Genomic DNA, 24,191 nt, shown 5'->3' with positions numbered 1-24,191 from the left:
GAGCGCAAGGGACCCTGTTGAGACGTTCCAGATCCGTTGTCACGCTTAGACTTGCGGCGATGACGTTCCCGATCGGCGGCCGGGTGACGCTCGACGACCTCGACACCGACCCGCACCCGCACCTCACCCGGCTGCGAGCGGCCGAGCCGGTGTCCTGGCTGCCGGCGCTGAACGGCTGGCTCGTCACCCGGCACGACCTGGCGGTGCGGGTGATGCGCGACGCGGCGACGTTCACCGTGGACGATCCGCGCTTCTCGACCGCCCGCGTGCTGGGCCCGTCGATGCTGTCGCTGGACGGCACGGCGCACACCCGGCACCGCGAGCCGTTCGTGCCGCCGTTCCGGCCGGCGCCGGTGCGTGACCGGTTCGCCGGGTTCGTGTCCACGTGCGCGGACGACCTCGTGTCGGGGTTCGCGCCGGCCGGAGCGGTCGAGCTGCGCTCGGCGTTCGCCGGACCGCTCGCGGTCGCGGTGGTCGCCGACGCGCTGGGGCTCGCCGGGGTCGACGCGGCGACCGTGCTGTCGTGGTACGCGGCGATCGTGGACTCGGTGTCGTCGGTGACCGCGGGCGGCGCGCCGACGACGGCCGGGTCGGCGGCCTTCGGTTCGCTGCGCTCGGCGGTCGCGCGCACCCTCGAGTCGGGCGACCCGCACTCGGTGCTCGTGGCCGCGGCGGACGGGTTGACCGAGGACGAGGTGGTGCCGAACGCGGCGGTGCTCCTGTTCGGCGGCATCGACACGACCGCCGGCATGATCACCAACCTGGTGCGGCACCTGCTGCTCGGCCCGGGCCGGCCCGCCCCGGCGGAACTGCCCGGTGCGATCGAGGAGTCGATGCGGCTGGAGCCGTCGGCGGCGGTGATCGACCGTTACGCGGCGCGCGACGTGTCGCTGGGCGGTGCGCAGATCCAGGCGTGCGACCTGGTGACCGTGTCGATCGCGGGCGCGAACCGCGACCCCGCGGTGTTCGCCGACCCGGACCGCTTCGACCCCGGCCGCCCGAACCTGCGCCAGCACCTGGCCTTCGCGCAGGGACCGCACTTCTGCCTGGGGGCGCGCCTGGCGCGCACGGAGGCGGAGATCGCGGTCCGGGCGCTGTTCGAGCGACTGCCCGGGCTCCGCCTGGACCCGGCGCACCCGCACGAGCCGCGCGGGCTGGTCTTCCGCCGGCCGCCCGAGCTGCACGTCCGCTGGGACTAGGCGGCCGCGGAACTCCCGGCCACGGCGCGGAACAGGATCTGCTGGTTGCCCTCGACCCACGACAGGCCCTGCGTGATGGCCCGGATGCGCCAGCCCGCGGCCGTGCGCACGAGCCCGAGGTCGTACGTCCCACCGACCGTCCACAGTGGAGAGCCGTGTGGGTTCGCCAGGCGGTGCACGCCCAGCACGTTGGCCCTCGCCCGCGCCGTGTCCCCGTCGACGTCCACGAGGACGTTCGTGATCAGATGCTGGGTCGCCTCGAGCCCGTCCATCGTGCGTCGCCACGAGCCCTGCGCCGAGGTGCTCAGCAGCTCGTCGACCGGGTCCTCCCGCGGCTGGCCGCCCCACAGCGCGGTGTAGTCGGTGTACACCCGCTCGGTGCACAGGTCGCGCAGCCCGTCCCAGTCGCGCCGGTCGAGGTACCAGCCCATCCGGACCACCGCGTCGGTGATCTCCGCCCTGTCCGAGAGCGCGCGCACGTCCATGCCTGGCATCGTGACCACCACGACTCGAGGTGCGATCAGTCCGACGTCCAGGAGGCTCGTGTGCTGCTCCCCGAACTGGTCACCGGCAGCGACCGGAGCGCGCTGCGCTTCCCCGGCGCGGAGCTGACCTACCGCGAGCTCGCCCGGCTCACCGGCCACCTCGCCGGCCGGCTGCGCGGACGGAACAGGGTGGCCGTCTGGGCCACGCCGACCCTCGAGACCTGCGTCGCGGTGGTCGGTGCGCTGGTCGCCGGGGTGCCGGTCGTGCCGCTCAACCCCAGGATCGGCGAGCGGGAGCTGGCGCACATCCTCGCCGACAGCGCACCGGAGGTCGTGCTGTCGGCACCGGACGTCGAGCTGCCGGGACCCCTGGCCGAACTGCCCCGGCTGCCCGTCCTGGCGACCCCGGCCGACACCCCGCCACCATCGGCACCCGCCGAGCCGGACGGCGAGACCCCGGCGTTCATCGTGTACACCTCGGGCACCACCGGCCCGCCGAAGGGCGTCGTGCTGCCCCGGCGGGCGCTCGCGACGAACCTCGACGCGCTCGCGGAGGCGTGGGCGTGGACCGCGGACGACGTGCTCGTGCACGGGCTGCCGCTGTTCCACGTGCACGGGCTGATCCTCGGCGTCGTCGGCCCGCTGCGCCGCGGCTGCTCGCTGCGCCATCTCGGCCGGTTCTCCACCGAGGCCGCCGGCGCGGAGCTGGCTCGCGACGCCACGATGCTCTTCGGCGTGCCGACCATGTATCACCGGCTCGCCGCGGACTGCGCGGCCGACCCGGCACTCGCCGCGGCCGTCGCCCGCGCGCGGCTGCTGGTGTCCGGCTCGGCCGCGCTGCCCGCCACCGACCACGCGCGGATCGCCGAGCTGACCGGCCAGCGCGTGGTCGAGCGGTACGGGATGACCGAGACGCTGATGAACTGCAGCGTGCGCGCGGACGGGGACCGCCGGCCGGGTGCCGTCGGGCCGCCGCTGCCGGGCGTCGACCTCCGGCTCGTCGACGACTCCGGCGCCCCGCTCGGCACCGGGAACGCCAGAGGGGACGGTGAGACGGTCGGGGAGATCGAGGTTCGCGGGCCGAACCTGTTCCTCGGCTACCTGAACCGGCCGGACGCCACCGCGGAGGCCATGCGCGGCGGCTGGTTCCGCACCGGCGACATGGCCGTGCGTGACCCGGACGGGTATGTCCGCATCGTCGGCCGGCGCGCCACGGACCTGATCAAGAGCGGCGGCTACAAGATCGGTGCCGGTGAGATCGAGAACGCCTTGCTCGAGCACCCCGCGGTCGCGGAGGCGGCGGTGACGGGTGAGCCCGACGAGGACCTGGGGGAGCGGATCGTGGCGTGGGTGGTGCCGGCGGGCGCGCCGCCGGACGCGGCGGAGCTGACCGACCACGTGGCCCGGCTGCTCGCGCCCCACAAGCGGCCGCGCGTGGTGCGGTTCCGGGAGTCGCTGCCGCGCAACGAGATGGGCAAGGTGCTGAAGCGGGCGCTGGATGGCTGACGGGGCTCGTTCGGTGATCGCCTCGGTCGCGGCCGGCTTCTCCGAGTTCGATGTGGACGATTCGCCGGACGGGCCGGACGGGCCGCTGTCCTGGGCCGGGTACGGCGTGGCCCGCAAGGACGCGGCGGCGCGGTCCGGCACGGCGGAGTCGGTGGTGTGCGGGCGCGGCCTGGTCGGCGAGGTGGCGACCGTGCTGATCGCGTTCGACTTCCGGTTCTTCGGCGGGTCGGTCGGCTCCGGCACCGGGGCGCGGATCGCCGGCGCGTTCGCCCGGGCACGCGCGGCGGGCCTGCCGGTGGTGTCGCTGATCGCGACCGGCGGCACCCGCATGCAGGAGGGCATGGTGTCGCTGCGCCAGCTGCAGCTGATCGCGGGCGCGGCGGCGCGGACCGGGACGCCGCACGTCGCGGTGCTGCGCGATCCCACGACCGGCGGGGTGTGGGCCTCGCTCGGCGCGGGTGCGGACGTGGTGCTGGCGGAGCGGGGCGCGCAGGTCGCGTTCGCCGGCCGGCGGGTCCGGCTCGCCGAGACGGCCGGCGATCCCGCGTACACGGCGGAGGGCCAGTTCGCGGCGGGGCACGTGGACGAGCTCGTCACCGGGTTGCGCGAGCCGCTGGCCGACTGGCTCGCGTTGCTGTCCGGCGGATCCCCGGACCCGGCGCCCGTGCCCCGCGCGCTGGGCTCGCTCACGCCGGTGCCGTCCGGGTGGGCGGCGGTACGGCGCGCTCGCTCGCCCGAGCGGCCCCGGGCGGCGGCCTACCTCGACGACTACTTCTCCGCGCGCCGGGCGATCCGCGGCGACCGGGCCGGCGGGGTCGACGAGGGCATGCTGTGCGGTGTCGGGTGGCACGGTGACCCGGGCAGTGGCCGGGCCGTCGCGTACGCGGCGCAGGCGGGCACCGCGACGACTCCGGCCGGCTACCGGACCGCGAGCCGGCTGGTCCGGCTGGCCGACCGGCTGGGTCTGCCGGTGCTGACCCTGGTCGACACGCCCGGCGCGGCCGCGGGACCGGCCGACGAGCGGGCCGGTGCGGGACCGGCGATCGCGGAGCTGTTCGCGGTGATCGCGGGCGCGCGGGTGCCGGTGACGACACTGGTGATCGGCGAGGGTGGCTCGGGCGGCGCGCTGGCGCTGTGCTCGCCGGACCGGCTGTGGATCACGCCGGACGCGTACTTCTCGGTCATCGCCCCGGAGCTCGCGAGCGCGATCCTCAAGCGTGACCCGGCGCGGGTGCCCGAGCTGGCGGACCAGCTGCGGCTACGTCCGGAGGAGTTGCTGGAGCTCGGCGTGGTACGGGGGATCGCGTCGCGCTAGGCCTTGTCCCGGCAGGCAGCGCGCCTGGTTGACCACCCGATGCTGGTCCGGTGGGAGTAGCCGCCGAGAGGTCGCTACGCCCGGGGGCGTCGTCGCGACCGCGCCCGCTCACCCCGGTTGAGCAGCGCGGATGCCGCCGTGCACCGGACGCGCCGGACCCCCTTCGCAGGCGAACATTTTTGCCAGGCGAAAGGAGATCAGAGATGACCACGACAGAGACCCGGCCGACGAACCGGACCACGAACCAGCAGCGGCCCACCGCCCGGCCCCGCCCGGGCATCGCCACCGAGAACGCGCTCATCGCGTTGGCCAGGCGCATCGGCGTGCCGGCACTGCGGATCTCCCTGGCGATCACGTTCCTCTGGTTCGGTGCCCTGAAGATCACCAACGACACGCCGGTCGGCGACTTCGTGGCCGGCACGGTCGACTGGATCCCCGGCGTCAGCGGGACCTGGTTCGTACCGGTCCTCGGCGTCGTCGAGGTGGTGCTGGGCCTGGCATTGCTGTGCCACACCGGACTGCGGGTGGTGCTGCCCCTGCTGTTCGCGCACCTGACGGGTACGTTCCTGGCGTTGGTTGCCCAGGCCGACGTCACCTTCCAGGACGGCAACCCGCTGATGCTGACGACCGAGGGTGAGTTCGTGATCAAGAACCTCATCCTGCTGAGCGCCGTCCTGGTTCTCTACGGTCGTCGCAAGGCCTGAACCACATCTCTCAGTCCGTCCTCAGGAAACGCCGGGCACCATCGAAGAAGGACCGAAAGGACGACACGATGAGGCTCAACGACGTGGTGCGACGCTCGGCGCTGCTGGTGCCGGTGGGCGCCGGGGCGGCGATCATGAGGGCGGGCTGGCAGGTACCGGCCGCGATCGGCGGCCGGCCGGAGGGCGGGCGACTGGCGCGGATGCGCCGGTCGCCGCACTTCCGCGACGGCCGGTTCCACAACCTGGTCCCGGCGAGCATCGCACCACCGTCGAGCGGGCCGAGCGTGGTGCGGGAGATGCTGTTCGGCAAGGAGTTACGCAAGCCGACCCGCGCGGTGCCGCTGGTGGTCCCGTCGTTCGACGAGCCGCCGACGGACGGGCTGCGCGTGACGTGGCTGGGCCACGCCACGGTTCTCGTGGAGCTCGAGGGCCGGCGGCTACTGTTCGATCCGGTGTGGAGCGAGCGCGTGTCACCGTCCACCGTGCTCGGTCCACGCCGGCTGCATCCGGTCCCCGTACCGCTCGAGGATCTGCCCCCGGTCGACGCCGTGGTCATCTCGCACGACCACTACGACCACCTGGACATGACGACGATCCGCCGGATCGCCGCGCTGTGGCCACGGACCCGCTTCGTGGTCCCGCTCGGCGTGGGGGCTCACCTGGAGCGCTGGGGCGTCGCACCGTCCCGTGTGGACGAGCTGGACTGGACCGAGCGGGCGACGGTGTCGGGCATCGCGCTCACGGCGACGACGGCCCGGCACTTCTCGGGCCGGTTGCGCCCGGGCGGCAACGGCACGCTGTGGGCGTCGTGGGTGGTGGCCGGCCGTGACCACCGGGTGTTCTACACGGGCGACTCGGGCTACTTCGACGCCTACCGCGAGATAGGCGAGGAGCACGGCCCGTTCGACGTGACGTTCGTTCAGATCGGGGCGTACTCCCCGTACTGGCCGGACGTCCACATGACCCCGGAGGAGGGCGTGGCCACCCACCGGGCGGTGCGCGGCACGCTGCTGATCCCGGTGCACTGGGGCACGTTCAACCTGGCCATCCATTCCTGGTCCGAGCCCGTGGAACGCCTCCTGCACGAGGCAGCCCGACACGACGACGTCCAGGTGGCCATCCCCCGCCCGGGCGAGCCCGTGACCACCGCGACCCCGCCCGACCCGGACGACTGGTGGCGCGAGGTCGCCTGACCGCGGCCACGAGCACGACGCGGGTAACGGCGTCAGCCGCGAGCCACCTCGAGGTGGGCGTGCGCGATCTGCTCCAGGTGGGCGAGGTCGGAGGCGACGGAGGCGACGGTGAAGCCCTCGGCCAGACGGCGGGCCGCCGTGGTGCCGTTCGGGGTGTGGATGCCGGCCGCGATGCCGGCCCGGCGGGCGGCCTCGCGCACCCGGACCACGGCCGCCTCGAACTCCGACGACACCGCCGGGTCGAGGGGGAAGGCACCGCCTACCGCGAGGCTCAGGTCCGACGGGCCCACGTATACGCCGTCGAGACCGGGCGTGGCGCAGATGGCGTCCACTTCGGACAGACCGCTCGCGGTCTCGATCATCGCGACGACCACGTTCGCGACGTTGGCGTCGGCGGGGGACAGGCCCGAGCGGTTGGACGCGAACGACCGCCGGCCCACCGGTGGGTACCGGACGGACGCCACGGCCGCGGCGGCATCGGCGGCGGTGTCGACCAGCGGGACGATCACCCCACCCGCCCCGGCATCCAGCGCCCGGCCGATCGGCGTGATGTCGTTAACCTCCACCCGGACCAGCCCGACGGCACCACCGGCGGCGTCGATCGCCTGCAGGGACCCGAGCAAACCGGAGTACCCGAGGTACCCGTGCTGCCCGTCCAGGCACACATAGTCGTACCCCAGCCGCGCGATGCGTTCGGTCGCCACGGGCACGTCCAGAGCCGACCAGTACCCGATCACGGTCTCTCGGGCACGCAGCTTCCGAGCCAACGCGGCCGACGAGGCGGTGGTCATGGCGGGCCTCCCATCGATGCGGCTGCCCGCCATTCTCCCAATACCTAGTTCGCCTCGCCTGTCAGCGCGAACGAGCGCAGCCGCTGCGTCGCGCCGACCGTGCCGGCCACGATGAACAGCACCGACATCACCATGGCCGTGCCCAGTGCGACCGACGAGGCGAGCAGCGGCGTGTTCCCCACGGTGTCGGCGAGCGTCGTGGCGTGCTCGCGGACGCTGAACACCCGCGCCCCGTCGACGAAACCGACCAGCACGTTCTCCCACAGCATGATGTACACCAGCCCGACCGCGACCGGCCGCTTCGTCACCACGCTCAGCGCCAGGAACAGCGCGCTGTAGGCCAGTGCGCCCAGCGCCGCGCCCAGCACGAGCCCCACCGCGAGGGTGCCGGAGCCCGCGATCAGCGCGGCCACCACCAGCGGCACGCCGGTGGCCACCGTCGTCACCACCCAGGCCACCGCCAGCTTCGACAGCACGATCTCGCTGCGCGGCAAGGGTTTCGTCAGTAGGTGGGTGATCGTGCCGTCGTCGATCTCCAGGCCGAGCACACTGCTGCCGATGATCAGCGCGGTCAGCGGCAGGATCACGCTCAGGCCCAGGTTGCCGAACACCGTCGGCCCCCAGTCGCCGTCGGGCACGTTCGAGTAGATGCCCAGCAGCGTCAGGCCGACGAGGATCAGGGGCATGGGCAGCAGCATCAGGACGCGCCGCCGGCCCAGCAGGGCCCGCACGGTGATGCCGATGATCGTCAGGTTCATGTCGCCACCAGGTAGGAGAAGACCTTCTCGAGGGACTCGTCGGCCGGCAGGATGCTCGTCAGCCGGACCTCGGACGCCTTGGCGAGCTTCGCCAGCGCCCGGGTGAACGTGCCGTAGTCCGACGCGTGCACCTGCAGCGTGCCGCCGTCCAGTGACACCCCGGACACCGAGTCCTGTCCCATGAGGACGGTCGCCAGGCGGCGGTCGTCCGAGGACTGGATGGTGAACACGTGCGGCCGGTTGGTCATCAGCCGCCGGATGTGCCGGTAGTCGCCCGACGCGGCGAGCCGGCCGGCCACGATCACCTGCACGGTCCCGGACAGCTGCTCGACCTCCTCGAGGATGTGCGAGCTGAACAGGATCGTCCGGCCCTCCACCTCGGCCATCCGGTGCAGCAGCTCCATCATGTGCAGCCGCTGCCGCGGGTCCATGCCGTTGAACGGCTCGTCGAGCAGCAGCACGCGCGGGTCGTGCACCAGCGCCGCCGCCACGCGGGTGCGCTGGCGCATGCCCTTGGAGTACGTGGCGATCCGCCGGTCCTGCGCGTCGCGCATCTCCACGATGCCGAGTGCCGCGCGGGCGGCGGTCTCCGGTGCGGGCAGCTTGTGCAGGCGAGCCGACGCCAGCACGAACTCCCACGCCGTGAGGAACCCCGGCACGCTCTCCCGCTCCGTGACGAGCCCGAGCGTGCGGTACATCGACGGGTTGCGCCACGCCGGGCTCCCGCCGACCAGCACGCTGCCCTGCGACGGCGCCAGCAGCCCCGCCATCAGGTGCAGCACGGTCGTCTTGCCCGCGCCGTTCGGGCCGAGCAGGCCGGTGAGCCCCGGTCCGACGGTCAGCGTCACGTCGTTGACGGCGACCACGTTGCCGTACCAGCGCGACACCGCGGACAACTCTATTGTCCCGCCTCCGGTCCGCCTCCCCGGGATTAACTCTTGTGGTTGCGTGGGTTGGCGCGGTCCAGTTCGGGACGTGTCTGTGGCCGGGTTGCGTCCCGTTCCCCTTGGGTGCGGTTGCGAGCCGCGCAGCTCGTGCGTCATGCCTTCACCTCCTTGTACCGCCACACCGTGCACGCCGTGCCGGCGGCCACCACGGCCAGCGCGACCAGGCCGTACATCACGCCGTAGGGACCGACGTCGACCGTGCCGCCGTCGAAGAGCCACCGGTCGATGCCGTTGACCAGGCTGACCGGGTTGACCAGCCCCGCGAGGTAGGCCCCGTCGCCGGTGCTGAACGCCGTCAGCGCACCGAAGATCGGGGCGGTCAGCAGCGAGACGGCGACGATCATGCCCGTGGCGAACACCCGCCGCCCGGACAGCGCCGCGAACGGCAACGCGAGCGCGGCCAGCACGGCCGCGTGGATGGCCGCCGCAACCAGGCCCTGGAGCAGCCCGCCGGCCTCGGCGAACACCCCGGAGATCCCGTCGTCGGTGCTGAACGCCATGCCCAGGAACAGGATCAGCATCGGTGCGCCGAGCATCACGAACGCCGCGGTGGCGAGCGCCGCGAGCTTGGTCAGCGCGTAGTCGGCGCGCCGCAGCGGCCGCGACAGGTACAGCGACAGCAGGTTGCCGCGCAGGTCGGTCGACACCAGCTCGGGTGCCACGACCGCGACGAACACGATCGTCGAGTAGGTGAACGTGGACGCGATGCCCACGTAGTCGATCACCTGCACCGGCAGCTGCGTGTTGACCACCACGAGCACGAGCGCGGCCATGCAGGCGAGCGAGAGCACCCCGACCGGCAGGACCTTCGCCCACGCGCTGCGGCCGAGCCCGTAGGCGCCCCGCACGCTGTGCGTGAACAGCGACCGCGACGCGTACGACCGCCCGAGGCGTGGTCCGTCGTAGCGCTGGTAGCCGATGTCGTGGATGACGCCGGTGTTCTCAGGACCGGGCATAGCTGGCCTCCGCGGTGGGCACGTCCCGGAACAGGTCGGCGACCTGGTGGCGGTGCCGCTCCAGCCGGTGCAGCGACAGGTCGAGGTCGGCGACCGCGTCGCGAATGAGGTCATAGGTCTCGTCCGCCTGCTCGCCCAGCCGGACCATGAGCGCGCGGCTGTCCCGCCGCACCTCCAGGCCGGCCGAGACCAGCATGGCGAGCAGTGTTTCGGGGTCCTCGTCGATCTCGACCAGCAGCAGGTCGGAGTGCTTGGTCATGGCCGACAGCGACGCCGAGCGCAGGAGCCGGCCGGCGTCGATCGCCACCAGCGAGGTGCAGATCCGCTCGATCTCGCCGAGCAGGTGCGAGCAGACCACCACGGAGATGCCGAACTCGGTGCCGATCCGGTGGACCAGGTCGAGCATCGCGCGTCTGCCCTCGGGGTCGAGGCCGTTGGTCGGCTCGTCGAGCAGCAGGAGCTCCGGGTCGTGCACGAGCGCCTGCGCGAGCTTGACCCGCTGCTTCATGCCGGTGGAGTAGCCGCCGATGCGCCGGTACCGCTCCTCGTAGAGGCCGACGTGGCGCAGCGTCTCGGAGGCACGCTCGCGGGCCATCGCCGCGGGCAGCCCGCTCACCCGGGCCATGTGCGTGACGAACTCGGCCGCGATCAGGTCCGGCGGCAGGCAGTCGTGCTCGGGCATGTACCCGACCCGCCCGCGCACCGCCTCCCCGTCGGCGCGCGGGTCGAGTCCCAACACCCGGATGCTGCCGTTGGTGGGGTCGAGCAGCCCGAGTGCGAGCTTGATCAGCGTGCTCTTGCCGGCGCCGTTCACCCCCACGAGCCCGACGATTCCGGGCTCGATGGTGACCGTGAGATCCGCGAGCGCGGTCACCTTGTTGTCATAGCGCTTTTCCAGCGCCTTCGTCTCGATGAGCACCACGGGCCCACACTATGGCCACGCACTGACGGTGACATCGGGCCGACCCCTGATATCTCCCTGAGGGACCCTGAGACCGTGAGCTTGAGCTGGAGCGCGCTCCAGCTCGTAGGGTCGTTCGTATGCGACTCGGAGTGCACGTCATGGCGTTCACGGTGCCCGGCGGACCGGCCGGCATCGCGCCGGAGCTGGCCAGGGTGGGGCAGGCGGTCGAGGCCGCCGGCGTGACCCACCTGTCCGTCATGGACCACTACTTCCAGATGGAGCGATACTTTCCCGCGACCGACCCCATGCTCGAGGGGTACACCACGCTGGGCTACCTCGCCGCGCACACGTCCACCGCGCGGCTCGGCCTGCTGGTCACCGGCGTCAGCTACCGCCATCCCGGCCTGCTGGCCAAGATCGTGTCCACTGTGGACGTCCTGTCCGGAGGCCGGGCCGAGCTCGGTATCGGCGCCGCGTGGTACGAGCGGGAACACCGCGGCCTCGGGGTGCCGTTCCCACCGCTCGCCGAGCGGTTCGAGCGGCTGGAGGAGACGCTGCGGATCTGCCGGCAGATGTGGGACCCGGACGACAACGGCGCGTTCGAGGGCAAGTACTACCAGCTGGCGGAGACGCTGTGCTCGCCGCTGCCGATCGGCAAGCCGCCCGTCCTCATCGGCGGGGGCGGCGAGAAGAAGACCCTGCGGCTGGTCGCCCGGTACGCCGACGCGTGCAACCTGTTCGCGACCTCTCCGGAGGAGATCGGCCGAAAGCTGGACATCCTGCGCGGGCACTGCGACGCGGAGGGCCGGGACTACGACACGATCCAGAAGACCCTGTCGGTGCACACGTCGCCGGCCGACGTGGACGCGTTCGTCACGGAGATGGCCGACTACGCCAAGCTCGGCATCGACACGACGATCGTGATGCCCCCGGGCGACGCACCGGCGCGCTGGATCGACGACCTGGGTGCCCCGATCGCCACCCGGCTGGCCGACCTCTGAGCCAGGCTCACCGCAGGGCGCGCACGAAGAGGAACACCGGCTTGGTGTCGAGGATCTCGAACAGCTCCGGGTCGACGTCCGCGTCCGGCTGTGGTCGTGGCTCGTCGACGACGTCCACGGTGAAGCCGGCCGCGCGCAGCTGGCCGAAGATCGCCGACAACGGCCGCCGGTACATCCGCGCGGTGACCCGCCGGGCGCCCCAGTTCCAGTCCTCGCTGATCAGCTCGGTGCGGTGGTAGTCGGCGCGGTCGGAGAGCAGCCAGCCGGTGATCGGGTGGTGCACGGAGAAGACGAGCACGCCGCCGGGCACCAGGCAGCGGTGCAGCTCGCCGAGCACGGGTGCCCAGTCCTCGAGGAAGTGCAGCACCAGCGAGGCCACGACCACGTCGACGCCGCCGGTGGGCACGAGGTCCAGCGGCCGCTCGAGATCGGCCACCTCGACGCGGGCCCGCCCGCCCAGCCGCTGCCGGGCCAGCTCGACCATCCGTGGCTCCCGGTCCAGTGCGAGCACGTCCGCGCCCCGCTCGACCAGCTGCGCCGTGAGCACCCCGGCCGCACACCCGAGCTCCAGCACGCGCCTGCCCGCGAGGTCGCCGGCCAGGCGCAGGATCGCCGGGCGGTCGTAGTGGACGTTGGGCCCGCTGTGCTCGGAGACCGACGCGTAGGTGTCGGCGTGCTCGGCGAAGATCCCTCGATCAGGCACTCGGCCGATCCTAGGCCGCCCGAGTGTTGGACTCGCGGGTTCGGAGCGTTGGACTCGCGGGTTCGGAGTGTTGGACTCGCGGGTCAGGCGCGGTGTACGGGGACCTGGGCGCCGCTGATGGTGGAGGCCTCGTCGCTCGACAGGAACAGGATCGTGCGGGCGATGTCGGCCGGGGCCACCCAGCCCTCGCGGTCCGAGTCGGGCATCGCCGCGCGGTTGGCCGGTGTGTCGATCATGCCCGGCAGCACCGCGTTGACCCGCACGCCCGCGTCGGCGTACTCGGCGTCCAGCGCCGCGACGAACGCCAGCACCGCGGCCTTCGACGTGACGTACCCGGCCGCGCCCGCGAACGGGTGCAGGGCCGAGCGGCTCGACATGCACACGATCGACCCGCCGCCGGCCGCGGTCAGGTGCGGGAGCGTGTGCTGGCAGGTGAGGTACGTGGCGCGCAGGTTCAGCCGCAGCTGCTCCTCGAACTCCTCGACCGGCGTCTCGTGCACCCGCCCGCCCGCCGCGAAGCCGCCGACCAGGTTCACCACCGCGCGCAGCGGGCTGTCCACATCGGACGACGCGACCGTCGCGCAGTCGCGGGCCGACGCCACGTCGAACAGGTCCGCCTTGACCAGCACGAGCCCGTCCCGCTCCGGCAGCCGGGACAGCTCCTCCTCGACGATCCACGGCACGACCACGCGCCACCCGGTGTCCAGGAACGCCGTCGTGACCGCGGCCCCGAGCCCACCGGTACCCCCGGTGACCAGTACCGACCGTCCCATTCACGCCTCCAGCAACTTGTCGCGCAACCGCCAGACATCCTCCGCGCCGAAGCCGTGCCCGGCCAGCCAGCCGAGCACCCCGCCGTGATCGGCGTCGAGCCGTTCGAGGAAGCCGTGCATGGTGTCCGCCCGCGGCCGGTGCTCCTCGGCCGGCAGCCTGTCGATGTCGTCGGCATAGGTGGGCGAGCCGCGCAGCCGGTCCAGGATGAGCTCGATCCGCTCGCCGGTCGCCACGTAGTCGTCGACCACGACCTCGCGCGGCACGCCGGCCACGGTGAGCGCCATCGCGACGACCACGCCGGTACGGTCCTTGCCCGCCGCGCAGTGCACCAGCGCGGTCCCGGGCGCACTCGCCACCGTGCGCAGCGCGCCGACGATGTTCTCCGGCCGGTCCTCGAGGTAGCCGAGGTAGAACGAGCGCATCAGGTCGGACGGATCGCGCTCGGCCGCGCGGCGCCGGTTCACCGCGAGCGCCTCGCTGGACGCGTCGGTGTTGCCGAGGCTCTCCGGGATGACCGACAGGTGCACGTGCCGTACCGCGTCGACCGTGGTCAGCGGTCCCGGGCCCTCCTGCTTGAGCTCGTTCGTACTGCGCAGGTCGACCACCGTGGTCACGCCGATCTCGTCGACCAGACGAATGATGTCGGCGGGGGAGAGGTCCTGCAGGTTGTCGGCGCGGACGAGCCGCCGCGGCAGGGTTCGGACGCCGTTCTCGGTAGGCAGGTCACCGAGATCGCGCGCGTTGACAGCATGCTCGAGATCAATCCAGGCCACGACCCCATTCCAGCAGACGTCCACGTGGCGTCACCCATACAGGTGGAATTTGGCTCGGAGCGTGTGACACCGTGGCGAGGTGAACGGTCGTGAGGACGGCTAAGGAGCGGCGGGCGGGACTGTCGATGGGCCTGCTCGTCGTCGGCTTCCTGTTGGTCGCGGCCAACATGCGCGGGGCGCTCACCTCGGTGGGCCCGCTGCTGGACACGATCCGCCGGGACATCGGCCTGACCGCGGGCGAGGCCGGGTTCATCGGCACGCTGCCCCTGCTCACCTTCTCGGCCGTCTCGCCGCAGGTGCCGCGGCTGGCCCGGCGCTTCGGCATCGACCTGATGCTGTGGCTCGCCATGGCCGCCCTGGCGACCGGCATCGTGCTGCGGTCGCTGCCGGTCGTCGGGCTGCTGTGGGTCGGCACGGTCCTGCTGGGTGCCGCGATCGCCGTGGCCAACGTGCTGCTGCCGAGCATGATCAAGCGTGACTTCCCCGACCGCATCGGTGCGGTCACCGGCGTCTACACCGCGGTGATCGGGGTGGTCGCGTCGACCGCGGCCGGCGTGGCGGTGCCGCTGGCCGGCGTGCTGCCCGGCGGCTGGCGTACCTCGCTCGGCATCTGGGCGGGGTTCGCGCTCATCGCGCTCGCCGCGTGGACACCGCAGCTGCGCCGCCCGGACCGGGATCAGGCGGTCGAGCCGGGGCTCGACACCCGCCGGCCCCGCGCGCCCTGGCGATCGCCGCTCGCCTGGGAGGTCTCGGCGTTCATGGCGCTGTCCGCGTGCGGCTTCTACACCATGCTCGCCTGGTTCCCGTCGATCGTGGTGAGCACCGGCGCGAGTGAGGAGTACGCCGGCTGGATGCTGTTCGTGTACCAGATCCTCGGCGTGGTGATGAGCGGCGCCGTGCCGTTGCTGCTGCCCAAGCTGGCCGACCAGCGTCCGGTCGCGGCCGGTGGGGCGCTGCTCGCGATGTTCGGGTATCTCGGCCTGCTGATCGCGCCGGGGCTGCCGCTGCTGTGGGCGGTGGTCACCGGTGTCGGCATGGGGACGCTGTTCTTCCTCGCACTCGCCTTCTTCAGCCTGCGTGCGGCCGACTCTCGCTCGTCGGCGTCGCTGGCCGGGATGGGGCAGTCCATCGGCTATCTGTTCGCCGCGACCGGGCCGGTGGCGGTCGGCGCGCTGCACGACGCCACCGGTGGTTGGCGGGTCCCGCTCGCGGTTCTCGCCGTGGTGGCGGCCGTGCACACTGTCGTCGGGTGGCGCGCCGGTCGGGACGCGCACGTGGTGGCTTAGGGGGTCGCAATGCGTCTGCTGGTGGTCGGCGGCTGCGGGCTCGTCGGGGCGATGGTGCTGCCACACCTCGTGGCCGCGCACGAGATCCGGGTGCTCGACCTCGCCGCCCCGGCCGGCCCCGTGCCCGGGGTGCGCTACCACGCCGGCGACCTGCACGACGTCGACCTGGTCGCCTCGCTCGCCGAGGGCGTGGACTCGCTGGTGTACCTGGCGATGGGGCCCAAACGGGACTGGGGGAGCCCGGCCACCGCGCGGGCGCACCTCGACGTCGCCGTGCCGGGCATGTACGCGACGCTGACCGGCGTGCACCGGGCCGGGGTCACGCACCTGGTCTACACGAGCAGCATGTCGGTCTACCGCTACCCGCTCGACGGCGACCATCCCCCGCCCGACCAGGAGCCACCCGCCGACGAGCGGATCGGCCGGTACCCGGACGAGACGACGCCACCGGACGCGGGCGACTTCTACGGCCTCGCCAAGCGGCTGGGCGAGGAGGTCTGCCGCACCGCGACCGTCGGGTACGGCATGGACGCGGTCTGCCTGCGGCTGTGCTTTCCCACCGCGGAGGACGAGTGGCCGCGCCGGGGGACCGCGATGCAGCGGGCGATCGCGACGTCGGCCCGGGACGTGGCGGCCGCCATCGATGCCGCGCTCGCCCGGCGTGGCAGGGGATTCGACGTGTACGCGATCAGCGGCGACGCCAGCGAGCGCGCGATGAGCCTGGCGAAGGCGAAGCGTGAGCTCGGCTGGGCGCCGCGGGACCCCACCGCCTGATGCCGGGCCGATGACCGTCGTGCCCGGCCTGGTGTCGGTGACCTTCCGCCGGCTTGGCGTCGCGGAGATCGTCGCGCTCGTGGCGGGCGCGGGCCTGCGCGCGGTCGAGTGGGGCGGCGACGTGCACGTGCCGTCGCCGCCGGTGGCCCGCGAGGTCGCGCTGCGGTGTGCCGACGCGGGCCTGGAGATCGCCGCCTACGGCTCGTACTACCGGGGCGGCCCGGGCTTCGCGGACGTGCTGGCGACGGCCGTCGCGCTGGGCGCGCCGCGGATCCGGGTCTGGGCCGGCCGACACGGCTCGGCGGCCGAGCCCGACCGCGCCGCCGTGGTGGCCGACCTCGCCCGGGCCGCGGCGCAGGCGGCGGGGGAGGGCGTCGAGGTCTGTCTGGAGTACCACGCGAACACCCTCACCGACACACTCGAGTCCACAATGGAGCTTCTGCGCGCGGTGCCGGCGGTGCGGTCGTACTGGCAGCCGCCCGTCGGCGACCGGCCCGCCACCGCGCTCGCGGCGGTCCAGGCGCTGCGCCCGGTCACCGCGCACGTGTTCAGCTGGGACGACGCCGGCACTCGGCTTCCGCTCGCGGCCGGTGAGTCGCTGTGGCGCCCGGTGCTGGGCGCGCTCGGCGAGCTGCCCGGCACCCGCTACGCCCTGCTGGAGTTCGTCCGCGACGACGATCCCGCCGCCTTCGCCGAGGACGCGGCGACACTGCTCGGCTGGCTTCGGCCAGAATGGATCGACGGCGACCAAGGTTGACGAGCTGCGCGCGGCCGGCGCGCATGCTGGATCTGTCCTTTGTGGACAACGCGGGCGTCACGCGGGTGAAGACGGTGCCGCTGACCGGGTCGAGGCGGCGGTGGCGGCCGGCGTCGGCGTGTCGCCGTGCTTCGAGGCGGACCGGACGGGACCTGCGGCTGGTGCCCGACCTGTCCCGGGCTGTCCCGCTGCTCGCCGAACTCTGGAGATCGCGCCATTCGACGCGGTCCTCCACTCCTCCGACCGCTGCGACCTGCCCGAACGCCACCACCTCGGCGCGGTGCGGTGACCGGCTCGGTCACCTGCTCGATGAGTGGCTCGCCGGCGGCTCGCTCACCAACGCGGACGCCGAGCGCCTCGCGTACGACATCGGGGCCGGTAACGCACGCCGGCTCCACCCAGCGCTCAGCTGGCGGCGGCGCGGTCACCGACCGCGCCGGCGGTCACGAACGACACCGCGCGCTCGACCGTCGCCGGGTCGCGCAGCAGGCCCCAGTGGCCCAGCCCCGTCACCGTCGCCAGCTCCGCTCCGGGCCAGGCCTTCGCGAGCGCCCTGCTGTCCGCGTACCGGGTCTCCCGGTCGTTCGGGTCGTGGACGGTCAGCAGCGGTGGCGTGGCGATGTCGGCCACCTGGCTCGGCACGTCGAACGCCGACCACGGCACGCCCACCCGACGGGCCACCCGCGCCACCATCCGGGTACGGATCCGGTGGTCGAACCCGAGTGCCGCGCCGAACAGGACCGGGTAGGGCATCGGCTGGGTCATCGGCGCGAGGAACACCAGCCGGCCCGCCCACAGCCCGCGGCGCAGCGCGTAGAACGTGGTGTTGGCGCCCAGCGAGTGCGCGATGATCGCGTGCGCGGGCCCGTGCGCGGCCACCACCGCCTCGAGTGCCGCGGCCATCTCGGGGATCGTCGCACGGCGCGGGCCGAGCTCGCCGGACTCCGAGTCGCCGTGGCTCAGCGCGTCGAAGGTGACCACCCGGCGGCCGGCGGCCACCAGCGGCTCGACGAACTCGCGCAGCTGCCCGCCGCTGCCGCCCCAGCCGTGCACCAGGTACACGACCGGTCCGGTTCCGGTGCCCCAGGCCCGGCTGATCACGTGCCGGTCGCCCACCGGCACGGTGTGGGACTCGCCCGGGTGGACCAGCTCCGCGGGTCTGCCCCGATAGGGCGGGGCGGTCAGCCAGAGCCGCTCGGCCCAGCGGGCACCGAGGTCGGGCGCGACCCGCTCGAGCGTGCCGAACGCGGTGCGGACGGCGGTCAACCGGAGCGAACGAGATAAACGAACGATCGTGCTTTTTTGTGTGGACATGTCTGCCTTCCAAGAAGCGAAGTGGATCAGGCCCGGTGTCGGGCGAGCAGTGACTCGAACGCCGTGCGGGCGCGGCCCCCTGCCGTCCTGTCGTCGAGCAGGCGCTCGCAGGTGTGGTGGCAGAGCATCACGCCGTCCAGCTCGAACGCGAGCTGCGCCGGGTCGGTGTCCGCGCGGAAGTGCCCTTCGGTGACGCCGGTGCGGCATACCTCGGCGAGCGTGTCGAGCCAGTCGCGCTGGTCGCGCACGACCCGGTCGCGCACCGGGCCCGGCTGGTCGTCGAGCTCGCTCGCGGCGGCGACGAAGATGCACCCGCCAGGCTGGGAGTTCCAGCGCAGCTTGTTCTCGAACAAGGCCCGCACGCGCGGCTCGCCGCGGGGCGCGGCGAGTGCCGGGACCACGACCTCGCGCAGGAACCGCGCCTTCGCGTGCTCGAGAACCTGGAGCTGCAACGTCTCCTTCGACTTGAAGTGCGCGTACAGCCCGCTCTTGGAGAGCCGGGTGCTGGCCGCGAGCGTGCCGATGGACATGCCCGCGAAGCCGACCGTCCTGGCCAGCTCGCCGGCGGCGTCCAGGATCACCTCCCGGGTGGCCTCACCCTTGCTCACGTCCGTCACAGTAGCACGACCGTTCGCTTTTGCTGGCGAGTTTCAGCCCCATACCTCGGCGGCGACCTCCGCGATCAGTGCCAGCTTCGCCACCTGCTCGTCGTAGCTGAGCACGTTGCCCTCGGCCGTGGAGGAGAAGCCGCACTGCGGGGACAGGCACAGCTGCTCCAGCGGCACGTACCGCGCCGCCTCGTCGATGCGCCGCTTGACGTCGTCCTTGTCCTCCAGCGCGCCGCGCTTCGTCGTGATCAGGCCCAGCACGACCTGCTTGCCCGCCGGCACGAACCGCAGCGGTGCGAACGAGCCCGACCGGGCGTCGTCGTACTCCAGGAAGAAGCCGTCCACGGCCAGCTCGGAGAACAGCGCCTCCGCCACGAAGTCGTAGCCGCCCTCGGCCGCCCACGAGGAACGGAAGTTGCCGCGGCACATGTGCGTGGTGACGCGCAGCCCGTCCGGGCGGCCGGCGAGCGCGGTGTTGATCTGCTTGATGTAGCGCAGGTGCTGGTGCTCGGCGTCGTCGCCGCGGGCCGCCAGCTGCGCGCGCTGGTCGGGGTCGTTCAGGTACGCGAGGCTCGTGTCGTCCAGCTGCAGGTACCGGCAGCCGAGCCGGGCAACGGCGGCGATCTGCTGCGCGTACGCCTCGGACAGGTCCGCCCAGAACAGGTCCTCGTCGGCGTACACCTCCGGGTTCAGCGCCGCCGGGCCGCCGCGGTAGTGGACCATGCTCGGCGACGGGATCGTCAGCTTCGGCGTGACGCCCGGCCCGGCGACCGACGTCAGAAACGTGAAGTCGTCGGCGAAGATGGTCTCCCGCAACCGGACCGGACTGTCCACATGCAGCGCGGCGGTGCTGAACTCGATCACCCCGTCCGGGTTCTTGAACCGGACCTTGATCGACTCGTCGCCCGCGCCGATGCCGCCGAGCCGGTAGATGAAGTCCATGTGCCACGACGTGCGACGGAACTCGCCGTCGGTCGCCGAGCGCAGGCCGACCTCGGCCTGCATCGCCACCACGTCGCGGATCGCCTCGTTCTCGACGGCGCGCAACTGCCCGGCGGAGATCCGGCCGGCCGCGCGATCTTCCCGGGCCGCCAGCAGCTTCGCAGGTCGCAGCAGGCTGCCGACGTGGTCGGCGCGGAACGGAGGAAGGTCTCGAACGGTCATGATGCTCCTTCCGGGAACGGCAGGCCGACGTAGTTCTCGGCGAACGAGGTCGCGGCCGCGGTCGAGCTGGTCAGGTAGCGCAGCTGGGCGAGCCGCAGCCGCCGGGTGAACGGGTCGGCGTCCGGCGCGCGGTGCAGCATCGAGGTCATCCACCACGAGAAGTGCTGCACCCGCCAGACCCGTGACAGGCAGGTGTCCGAATAGGACTCCAGGCCGGCGGGATCGCCGTCGGCGAACCAGCGGCCGAGCGCGGACGCGAGCACGGCCACGTCCACGACGGCGAGGTTGAGGCCCTTCGCCCCGGTCGCCGGCACGATGTGCGCGGCGTCGCCGGTGAGGAAGAGCCGGCCGCGGCGCATCGGCTCCACCACGAAGCTGCGCAGGGCGGTGATCGCCTTGTCCACGATCGGTCCGTCGGCCAGCTCGAAGCCGGCCGTGCGGTCGAGCCGGGTGCGCAGCTCCGTCCACACGCGAGAGTCGGGCCACTCGGACAGCGGCTCGTCCGGCCGCACCTGGAGGTAGAGCCGGGTCACTGCGGGGGAGCGCATGCTGTGCAGTGCGAAGCCCCGGTCGTGCGAGGCGTAGATCAGCTCCTCCGACGAGGGGGCCACCTCGGCCAGCACGCCGAGCCACGCGTACGGGTACTCGTGCTCGTACACCGTCAGCCCCGACGCCGCGGCCCGGCTCACCCCGTGGAAGCCGTCGCAGCCGGCCACCACGTCGCAGCGCAGCTCCTCGGTCCGTCCGTTGTGGACATAGCGGACCACGGGCGAGTCGGTGTCCACGCCCTCGACCGCCACGGCCGGTGCCTCGAACAGCAGCGGCCGGCCGGTGTCGAGCCGCGCCGCCACGAGATCCTTCACCAGCTCGTGCTGGCCGTAGATCGTCAGCTCCCGGCCGGCGAGCTCGGTCAGCGGCACGCGGTGGCCGACCCCGTCGAACAGCAGCTCCAGCCCGTGGTGGATCAGCCGCTCGGCGTGCAGCCGGTCCGCCAGTCCCACCTTGGTCAGCAGGTCGACGGTGCCCTGTTCCAGCACGCCGGCCCGGATCCGTGCCTCGATGTGGGCGCGGGTGTGGCGCTCCAGCACGACCGAGTCGATGCCGCGCAGAGCCAGCAGGTGCGCGAGCAGCAGGCCGGCCGGGCCGGCGCCGACGATGGCTACCTGGGTCCGCATCTAGAATGGGTATTCCGGGATCTCGCCGCGCATCGTGATCCAGCGGGCGTCGGTGAAGGCGTCGAGGTTCGCCGAGCCGCCGAACCGCGCGCCGGTGCCCGAGTCGAGCACGCCGCCGAACGGCGCGACCGCCTCGTCGTTCACGGTCTGGTCGTTGATGTGCACGATCCCGGTCGGGATCCGCTCGGCGAGCGCCAGGCCGCGCATCGCGTCTGTGGTCAGGATCGCCAGCGACAGCCCGTACTCGCTGTCCGTCGCGAGCTCGACGGCCTGCTCGGCGGAGGAGAACCGCACGACCGGCGCCACCGGGCCGAACACCTCGTTGGCATAGGCCGGCATGTCCGTGCGCACGCCGTCGAGCACGGTCGGCCGGTAGAACAGGCCCTCGTAGGTGCCGCCGGCCGCGAGCCGCGCTCCGGAGTCCACAGTGGATGTCACAAGGCCGTGCACCTTGTCCCGCTGCCCGGCGTCGATCAGCGGGCCGAGCGCCACCTCGCCGGTCGGGTCGCCGACCGGCAGCGCGCTCGCGTGCGCGGCCAGCGCCTCCACATAGGAGTCGGCGAGCCGCTCGTGTACCAGGTGCCGGCCGGCGGTCATGCAGATCTGGCCCTGGTGCAGGTAGGAGCCCCACGCGGCGGCGGACACCGCGCGGTCGACGTCCGCGTCGTCGAGCACGATCAGCGCGGAGTTCCCGCCGAGCTCCAGGTGCACCCGCTTGAGGTGCCGGGCCGCGAGCGAAGCGACCTGCCGGCCGGTCGACGACGAGCCGGTGAACGAGATCAGCCGCACGCACGGGTCCTCGATGAGCGCCGTGCCCGCCTCGGCACCGCCCGGCAGCACGTGCAGGACGCCGTCGGGCAGCCCCGCCTCGGCGAGCACCCGGGCGATCGCGAAGCCGCCGCTGACCGGGGTGCGCAGGTCCGGCTTGAGCACCACGGCGTTGCCCAGCGCGAGGGCCGGCGCGACCGAGCGGATCGACAGGATCAGCGGCACGTTGAACGGCGAGATCACCCCGACCACGCCCACCGGGACCCGGCGCAGCAGCGACAGCCGCGGCTCGGCGGTCGGCAGGATCTCGCCCGGAGACCTGGACGCCAGCGCCGCCGCCTCGTAGCACTCCTGCGCGGCCACGCCGACCGCGAACTCGGCGAGCCCGGCCACCGCGCCGGTCTCCCGGACGACCCAGCCGCACAGCTCGTCGGCGTTCGCCTCGATCAGCGCGCCCGCCCTGCGCAGCACCGCGGCGCGGTCGGCGTAGGTCGCCGCGGCCCAGTCGCGCTGCGCGGCGGCGGCGCCGGCACAGGCGTCCGCGACGTCCGCCGCGTCGGCCACACCGGTGGTGCCCAGCTCCGCGCCGGTGGCCGGCTCGACGATCGGCGCGACACCGCCGCGCGGGGTGGCCCACCCTCCACTGTAGACACTTCCGGCGAACGTGCCCGGATCGAGCAGCGGTCTCGTCTCGGTCGTGGTCATCGGGTCTTCCCTTCCAGCTTGGCCTTCTGGATCTGCGCGTACACCCGGCCACGCAACTCGGTGAACCGGGCGTCGCCGCGGGTGCTCAGCTGGTCGCGGTCGTCCGGCAGGTCGATGACGAGGTCCTCGGCCACGCGCGTCGGCGACGCGGACAGCATGATCACCCGCTGGCCGAGGTACACGGCCTCGTCGATGTCGTGGGTGACGAACAGCAGGGTGACGCCAAGGCGCTGCCACACCGAGCGGATCAGGTCCTCCAGGTCGGCCCGGGTCTGCGCGTCGACCGCGGCGAACGGCTCGTCCATCAGCAGCACGCTCGGCTGGTAGGCGATGGCCCGGGCGATCGCGACCCGCTGCTGCATGCCGCCGGAGAGCTGCCACGGGTAGGCCTGGTGCGCGTCGGCGAGCCCGACCGCCTCGAGCGCCTCATCGACCAGCCCGCGCCGCTGCGCCCGCGGCGTGCCGGCCGCACGCAGCGGCAGGTCGACGTTGTCCGCCACGCGCAGCCACGGGAACAGGCTGCGGCCGTAGTCCTGGAAGACGATCGCGAGGCCCGCGGGCGGCCCGGTCACGCGTGCGCCGGCGACGGTCACCTCGCCGCTGGTCGGCGCCAGCAGCCCGGCGATGCAGCGCAGCAGGGTCGTCTTGCCGCAGCCGGACGGCCCGACGACGCACACGAAGCTGCCCTCGTCGACGGAGAAGCTGATCTCGCCGATGGCCTCGACCCGCCGGCCCCGCCCGTCGTACACCTTGTGCAGCTCGCTGACCGACAGCATCATCGCTCCTTCTGCACGGCCCGGACGCCGTGGTACCAGTCGAGGACGCGGTGCTCGACGAACCGGAACAGCACCGACAGCAGCACGCCGAGCAGCCCGAGCAGGATCACCCCGCTCCACATCTGCGGGATCTGGAAGCCGTCCTTGAACTGGATGACCGTGTAGCCGAGCCCGCTGCTCGCGGCGAACATCTCGCTGATGACCATGAGGATGATGCCGATGGACAGCGCCTGCCGCGCGCCGGTGACGATCTGCGGGCTGGCCGAGCGCAGCACCAGGTGCCACCAGCGCAGCCGGCCGCGGATCCGGTAGGTGCGGCAGGTGTCGGCGAGGACCTCGTCGACCGCGCGCACGCCCTCTACGGTGTTGAGCAGGATCGGCCACAGGCAGCCGGAGATGATCACGAGGATCTTCATGGTGTCGCCGATGCCCGCGACGAGCACGAGGATCGGCACGAGCACCGGCGGCGGAACCGCGCGCAGGAACTCCAGCAGCGGCTCGACGAGCGCGCGCAGCGTCCGGCTCGAGCCGATCAGCATGCCGAGCCCGACGCCGAGCACGAGCGCGGCTCCGTACCCGACGGCGAGCCGTCCGAGGCTGGGCAGCACATCGTCGACCATCCGCGGCCCGAACCAGGTCTCCGGGAACACCTCGACGATCCGCGACAGCGGTGGGAAGTAGAAGTCCGTGCTCCCCGCACTGGCGAACCACCACAGGCCCACCAGCACAACCGGCAACCCAACCGCGACCCCCACCCGCCGGACCACCTCACTCACCGCCCCACCCCCACCAACCCCGCGAGTCCAACACTCCGAACCCGCGAGTCCAACGTTCCGAACCCGCGTGTCCAACGTT

Annotated in this window: 25 protein-coding genes; 9 read left to right on the top strand and 16 right to left on the bottom strand. The window is 72.8% G+C overall.

The genetic code is table 11. The features are described 5' to 3' along the window. The first annotated feature begins 59 nt into the window (after positions 1 to 59). The gene (locus ACRDTB_RS10115; RefSeq protein ID WP_431429782.1) at positions 60 to 1,199 is read left to right on the top strand and encodes a cytochrome P450; all 1,140 of its coding nucleotides are present in this window, start codon (positions 60 to 62) and stop codon (positions 1,197 to 1,199) included. Here the strand turns inward: ACRDTB_RS10115 and ACRDTB_RS10110 are convergent. Further along, positions 1,196 to 1,693: a nuclear transport factor 2 family protein gene (locus ACRDTB_RS10110; protein WP_431429781.1), complete on the bottom strand. Its 498-nt coding sequence runs from the start codon at positions 1,691 to 1,693 to the stop codon at positions 1,196 to 1,198. The genes ACRDTB_RS10115 and ACRDTB_RS10110 overlap by 4 nt on opposite strands. A gap of 51 nt (positions 1,694 to 1,744) precedes the next feature. Between ACRDTB_RS10110 and ACRDTB_RS10105 the strand changes: the two genes are divergently transcribed. From ACRDTB_RS10105 to ACRDTB_RS10090, 4 genes are all read left to right on the top strand, one after another. After that, positions 1,745 to 3,190: an acyl-CoA synthetase gene (locus ACRDTB_RS10105; RefSeq protein WP_431429780.1), complete on the top strand. Its 1,446-nt coding sequence runs from the start codon at positions 1,745 to 1,747 to the stop codon at positions 3,188 to 3,190. Continuing rightward, the gene (locus ACRDTB_RS10100) at positions 3,183 to 4,505 is read left to right on the top strand and encodes a carboxyl transferase domain-containing protein (RefSeq protein WP_431429779.1); all 1,323 of its coding nucleotides are present in this window, start codon (positions 3,183 to 3,185) and stop codon (positions 4,503 to 4,505) included. The genes ACRDTB_RS10105 and ACRDTB_RS10100 overlap by 8 nt, the downstream gene beginning before the upstream one ends. Before the next feature lie 203 nt (positions 4,506 to 4,708). Beyond that, positions 4,709 to 5,209 (top strand): hypothetical protein, encoded by a 501-nt coding sequence (locus tag ACRDTB_RS10095; RefSeq protein WP_431429777.1) that lies wholly within the window; start codon positions 4,709 to 4,711, stop codon positions 5,207 to 5,209. Between the two features lie 68 nt (positions 5,210 to 5,277). Further along, entirely contained in the window at positions 5,278 to 6,402 is a 1,125-nt protein-coding gene (locus tag ACRDTB_RS10090) for an MBL fold metallo-hydrolase (RefSeq protein WP_431429776.1), read from the top strand. A gap of 32 nt (positions 6,403 to 6,434) precedes the next feature. On the opposite strand, the gene ACRDTB_RS10085 is transcribed toward ACRDTB_RS10090, so the two are convergent. The 5 genes from ACRDTB_RS10085 to ACRDTB_RS10065 form a co-directional block, all read right to left on the bottom strand. Then, positions 6,435 to 7,193, bottom strand: a complete 759-nt coding sequence (locus ACRDTB_RS10085) for an HpcH/HpaI aldolase family protein (protein WP_431429775.1) — start codon at positions 7,191 to 7,193, stop codon at positions 6,435 to 6,437. A gap of 44 nt (positions 7,194 to 7,237) precedes the next feature. Then, entirely contained in the window at positions 7,238 to 7,951 is a 714-nt protein-coding gene (locus ACRDTB_RS10080; protein WP_431429774.1) for an ABC transporter permease, read from the bottom strand. Beyond that, positions 7,948 to 8,838, bottom strand: a complete 891-nt coding sequence (locus tag ACRDTB_RS10075; RefSeq protein WP_431429773.1) for an ABC transporter ATP-binding protein — start codon at positions 8,836 to 8,838, stop codon at positions 7,948 to 7,950. The genes ACRDTB_RS10080 and ACRDTB_RS10075 overlap by 4 nt, the downstream gene beginning before the upstream one ends. A gap of 152 nt (positions 8,839 to 8,990) precedes the next feature. Further along, positions 8,991 to 9,854, bottom strand: a complete 864-nt coding sequence (locus ACRDTB_RS10070) for a hypothetical protein (RefSeq protein WP_431429772.1) — start codon at positions 9,852 to 9,854, stop codon at positions 8,991 to 8,993. Beyond that, positions 9,841 to 10,776 carry an ABC transporter ATP-binding protein gene (locus ACRDTB_RS10065; RefSeq protein WP_431429771.1) on the bottom strand — a complete coding sequence of 312 codons (936 nt, stop codon included), beginning with the start codon at positions 10,774 to 10,776 and terminating at the stop codon, positions 9,841 to 9,843. Before ACRDTB_RS10065 ends, ACRDTB_RS10070 begins: the two co-directional genes overlap by 14 nt. A gap of 119 nt (positions 10,777 to 10,895) precedes the next feature. Between ACRDTB_RS10065 and ACRDTB_RS10060 the strand changes: the two genes are divergently transcribed. Further along, positions 10,896 to 11,759 (top strand): LLM class F420-dependent oxidoreductase, encoded by an 864-nt coding sequence (locus tag ACRDTB_RS10060; RefSeq protein WP_431429770.1) that lies wholly within the window; start codon positions 10,896 to 10,898, stop codon positions 11,757 to 11,759. A 7-nt stretch (positions 11,760 to 11,766) separates the two neighbouring features. Here the strand turns inward: ACRDTB_RS10060 and ACRDTB_RS10055 are convergent, their stop codons facing one another. The 3 genes from ACRDTB_RS10055 to ACRDTB_RS10045 all read right to left on the bottom strand — a co-directional run bounded on the left by ACRDTB_RS10055 (position 11,767) and on the right by ACRDTB_RS10045 (position 14,009). Continuing rightward, positions 11,767 to 12,462: a class I SAM-dependent methyltransferase gene (locus tag ACRDTB_RS10055; RefSeq protein ID WP_431429768.1), complete on the bottom strand. Its 696-nt coding sequence runs from the start codon at positions 12,460 to 12,462 to the stop codon at positions 11,767 to 11,769. An 83-nt stretch (positions 12,463 to 12,545) separates the two neighbouring features. Next, positions 12,546 to 13,235 carry an SDR family NAD(P)-dependent oxidoreductase gene (locus ACRDTB_RS10050; protein ID WP_431429767.1) on the bottom strand — a complete coding sequence of 230 codons (690 nt, stop codon included), beginning with the start codon at positions 13,233 to 13,235 and terminating at the stop codon, positions 12,546 to 12,548. Next, entirely contained in the window at positions 13,236 to 14,009 is a 774-nt protein-coding gene (locus ACRDTB_RS10045) for a tyrosine-protein phosphatase (protein WP_431429766.1), read from the bottom strand. A gap of 89 nt (positions 14,010 to 14,098) precedes the next feature. Here ACRDTB_RS10045 and ACRDTB_RS10040 point away from each other — a divergent pair, with 89 nt between their 5' ends. From ACRDTB_RS10040 to ACRDTB_RS10030, 3 genes are read left to right on the top strand one after another with little or no spacing between them, the layout of a single operon-like run. Continuing rightward, entirely contained in the window at positions 14,099 to 15,295 is a 1,197-nt protein-coding gene (locus ACRDTB_RS10040; RefSeq protein ID WP_431429765.1) for a CynX/NimT family MFS transporter, read from the top strand. Between the two features lie 9 nt (positions 15,296 to 15,304). After that, on the top strand, positions 15,305 to 16,069 hold the full coding sequence (locus tag ACRDTB_RS10035; protein ID WP_431429764.1) for an NAD-dependent epimerase/dehydratase family protein: 765 nt from the start codon (positions 15,305 to 15,307) through the stop codon (positions 16,067 to 16,069). 10 nt (positions 16,070 to 16,079) lie between these two features. Then, positions 16,080 to 16,826, top strand: a complete 747-nt coding sequence (locus ACRDTB_RS10030; RefSeq protein ID WP_431429763.1) for a sugar phosphate isomerase/epimerase family protein — start codon at positions 16,080 to 16,082, stop codon at positions 16,824 to 16,826. A 405-nt stretch (positions 16,827 to 17,231) separates the two neighbouring features. On the opposite strand, the gene ACRDTB_RS10025 is transcribed toward ACRDTB_RS10030, so the two are convergent. The 7 genes from ACRDTB_RS10025 to ACRDTB_RS09995 form a co-directional block, all read right to left on the bottom strand. Further along, on the bottom strand, positions 17,232 to 18,092 hold the full coding sequence (locus ACRDTB_RS10025; RefSeq protein WP_431429762.1) for an alpha/beta fold hydrolase: 861 nt from the start codon (positions 18,090 to 18,092) through the stop codon (positions 17,232 to 17,234). Positions 18,093 to 18,166: 74 nt separating this feature from the next. After that, positions 18,167 to 18,748 carry a TetR/AcrR family transcriptional regulator gene (locus ACRDTB_RS10020; RefSeq protein ID WP_431429761.1) on the bottom strand — a complete coding sequence of 194 codons (582 nt, stop codon included), beginning with the start codon at positions 18,746 to 18,748 and terminating at the stop codon, positions 18,167 to 18,169. Positions 18,749 to 18,790: 42 nt separating this feature from the next. Further along, positions 18,791 to 19,912, bottom strand: coding sequence for a 5-methyltetrahydropteroyltriglutamate--homocysteine S-methyltransferase (locus tag ACRDTB_RS10015; protein WP_431429760.1), 1,122 nt, complete (start codon positions 19,910 to 19,912; stop codon positions 18,791 to 18,793). Next, entirely contained in the window at positions 19,909 to 21,087 is a 1,179-nt protein-coding gene (locus ACRDTB_RS10010) for a 4-hydroxybenzoate 3-monooxygenase (protein ID WP_431429759.1), read from the bottom strand. Before ACRDTB_RS10010 ends, ACRDTB_RS10015 begins: the two co-directional genes overlap by 4 nt. Continuing rightward, entirely contained in the window at positions 21,088 to 22,560 is a 1,473-nt protein-coding gene (locus ACRDTB_RS10005) for an aldehyde dehydrogenase family protein (protein ID WP_431429757.1), read from the bottom strand. It abuts the gene before it with no gap. Next, positions 22,557 to 23,339 carry an ABC transporter ATP-binding protein gene (locus ACRDTB_RS10000; RefSeq protein WP_431429756.1) on the bottom strand — a complete coding sequence of 261 codons (783 nt, stop codon included), beginning with the start codon at positions 23,337 to 23,339 and terminating at the stop codon, positions 22,557 to 22,559. Before ACRDTB_RS10000 ends, ACRDTB_RS10005 begins: the two co-directional genes overlap by 4 nt. After that, the gene (locus tag ACRDTB_RS09995; RefSeq protein ID WP_431429755.1) at positions 23,336 to 24,112 is read right to left on the bottom strand and encodes an ABC transporter permease; all 777 of its coding nucleotides are present in this window, start codon (positions 24,110 to 24,112) and stop codon (positions 23,336 to 23,338) included. Before ACRDTB_RS09995 ends, ACRDTB_RS10000 begins: the two co-directional genes overlap by 4 nt. Positions 24,113 to 24,191: the final 79 nt, after the last annotated feature.

Origin of the sequence: Actinophytocola sp. (assembly GCF_050699935.1) — a bacterium.
GTDB lineage: Bacteria > Actinomycetota > Actinomycetes > Mycobacteriales > Pseudonocardiaceae > Actinophytocola.
The sequence above is the reverse complement of the archived record's forward strand: the minus strand, read 5'-3'. Positions and strand labels throughout refer to the sequence as shown.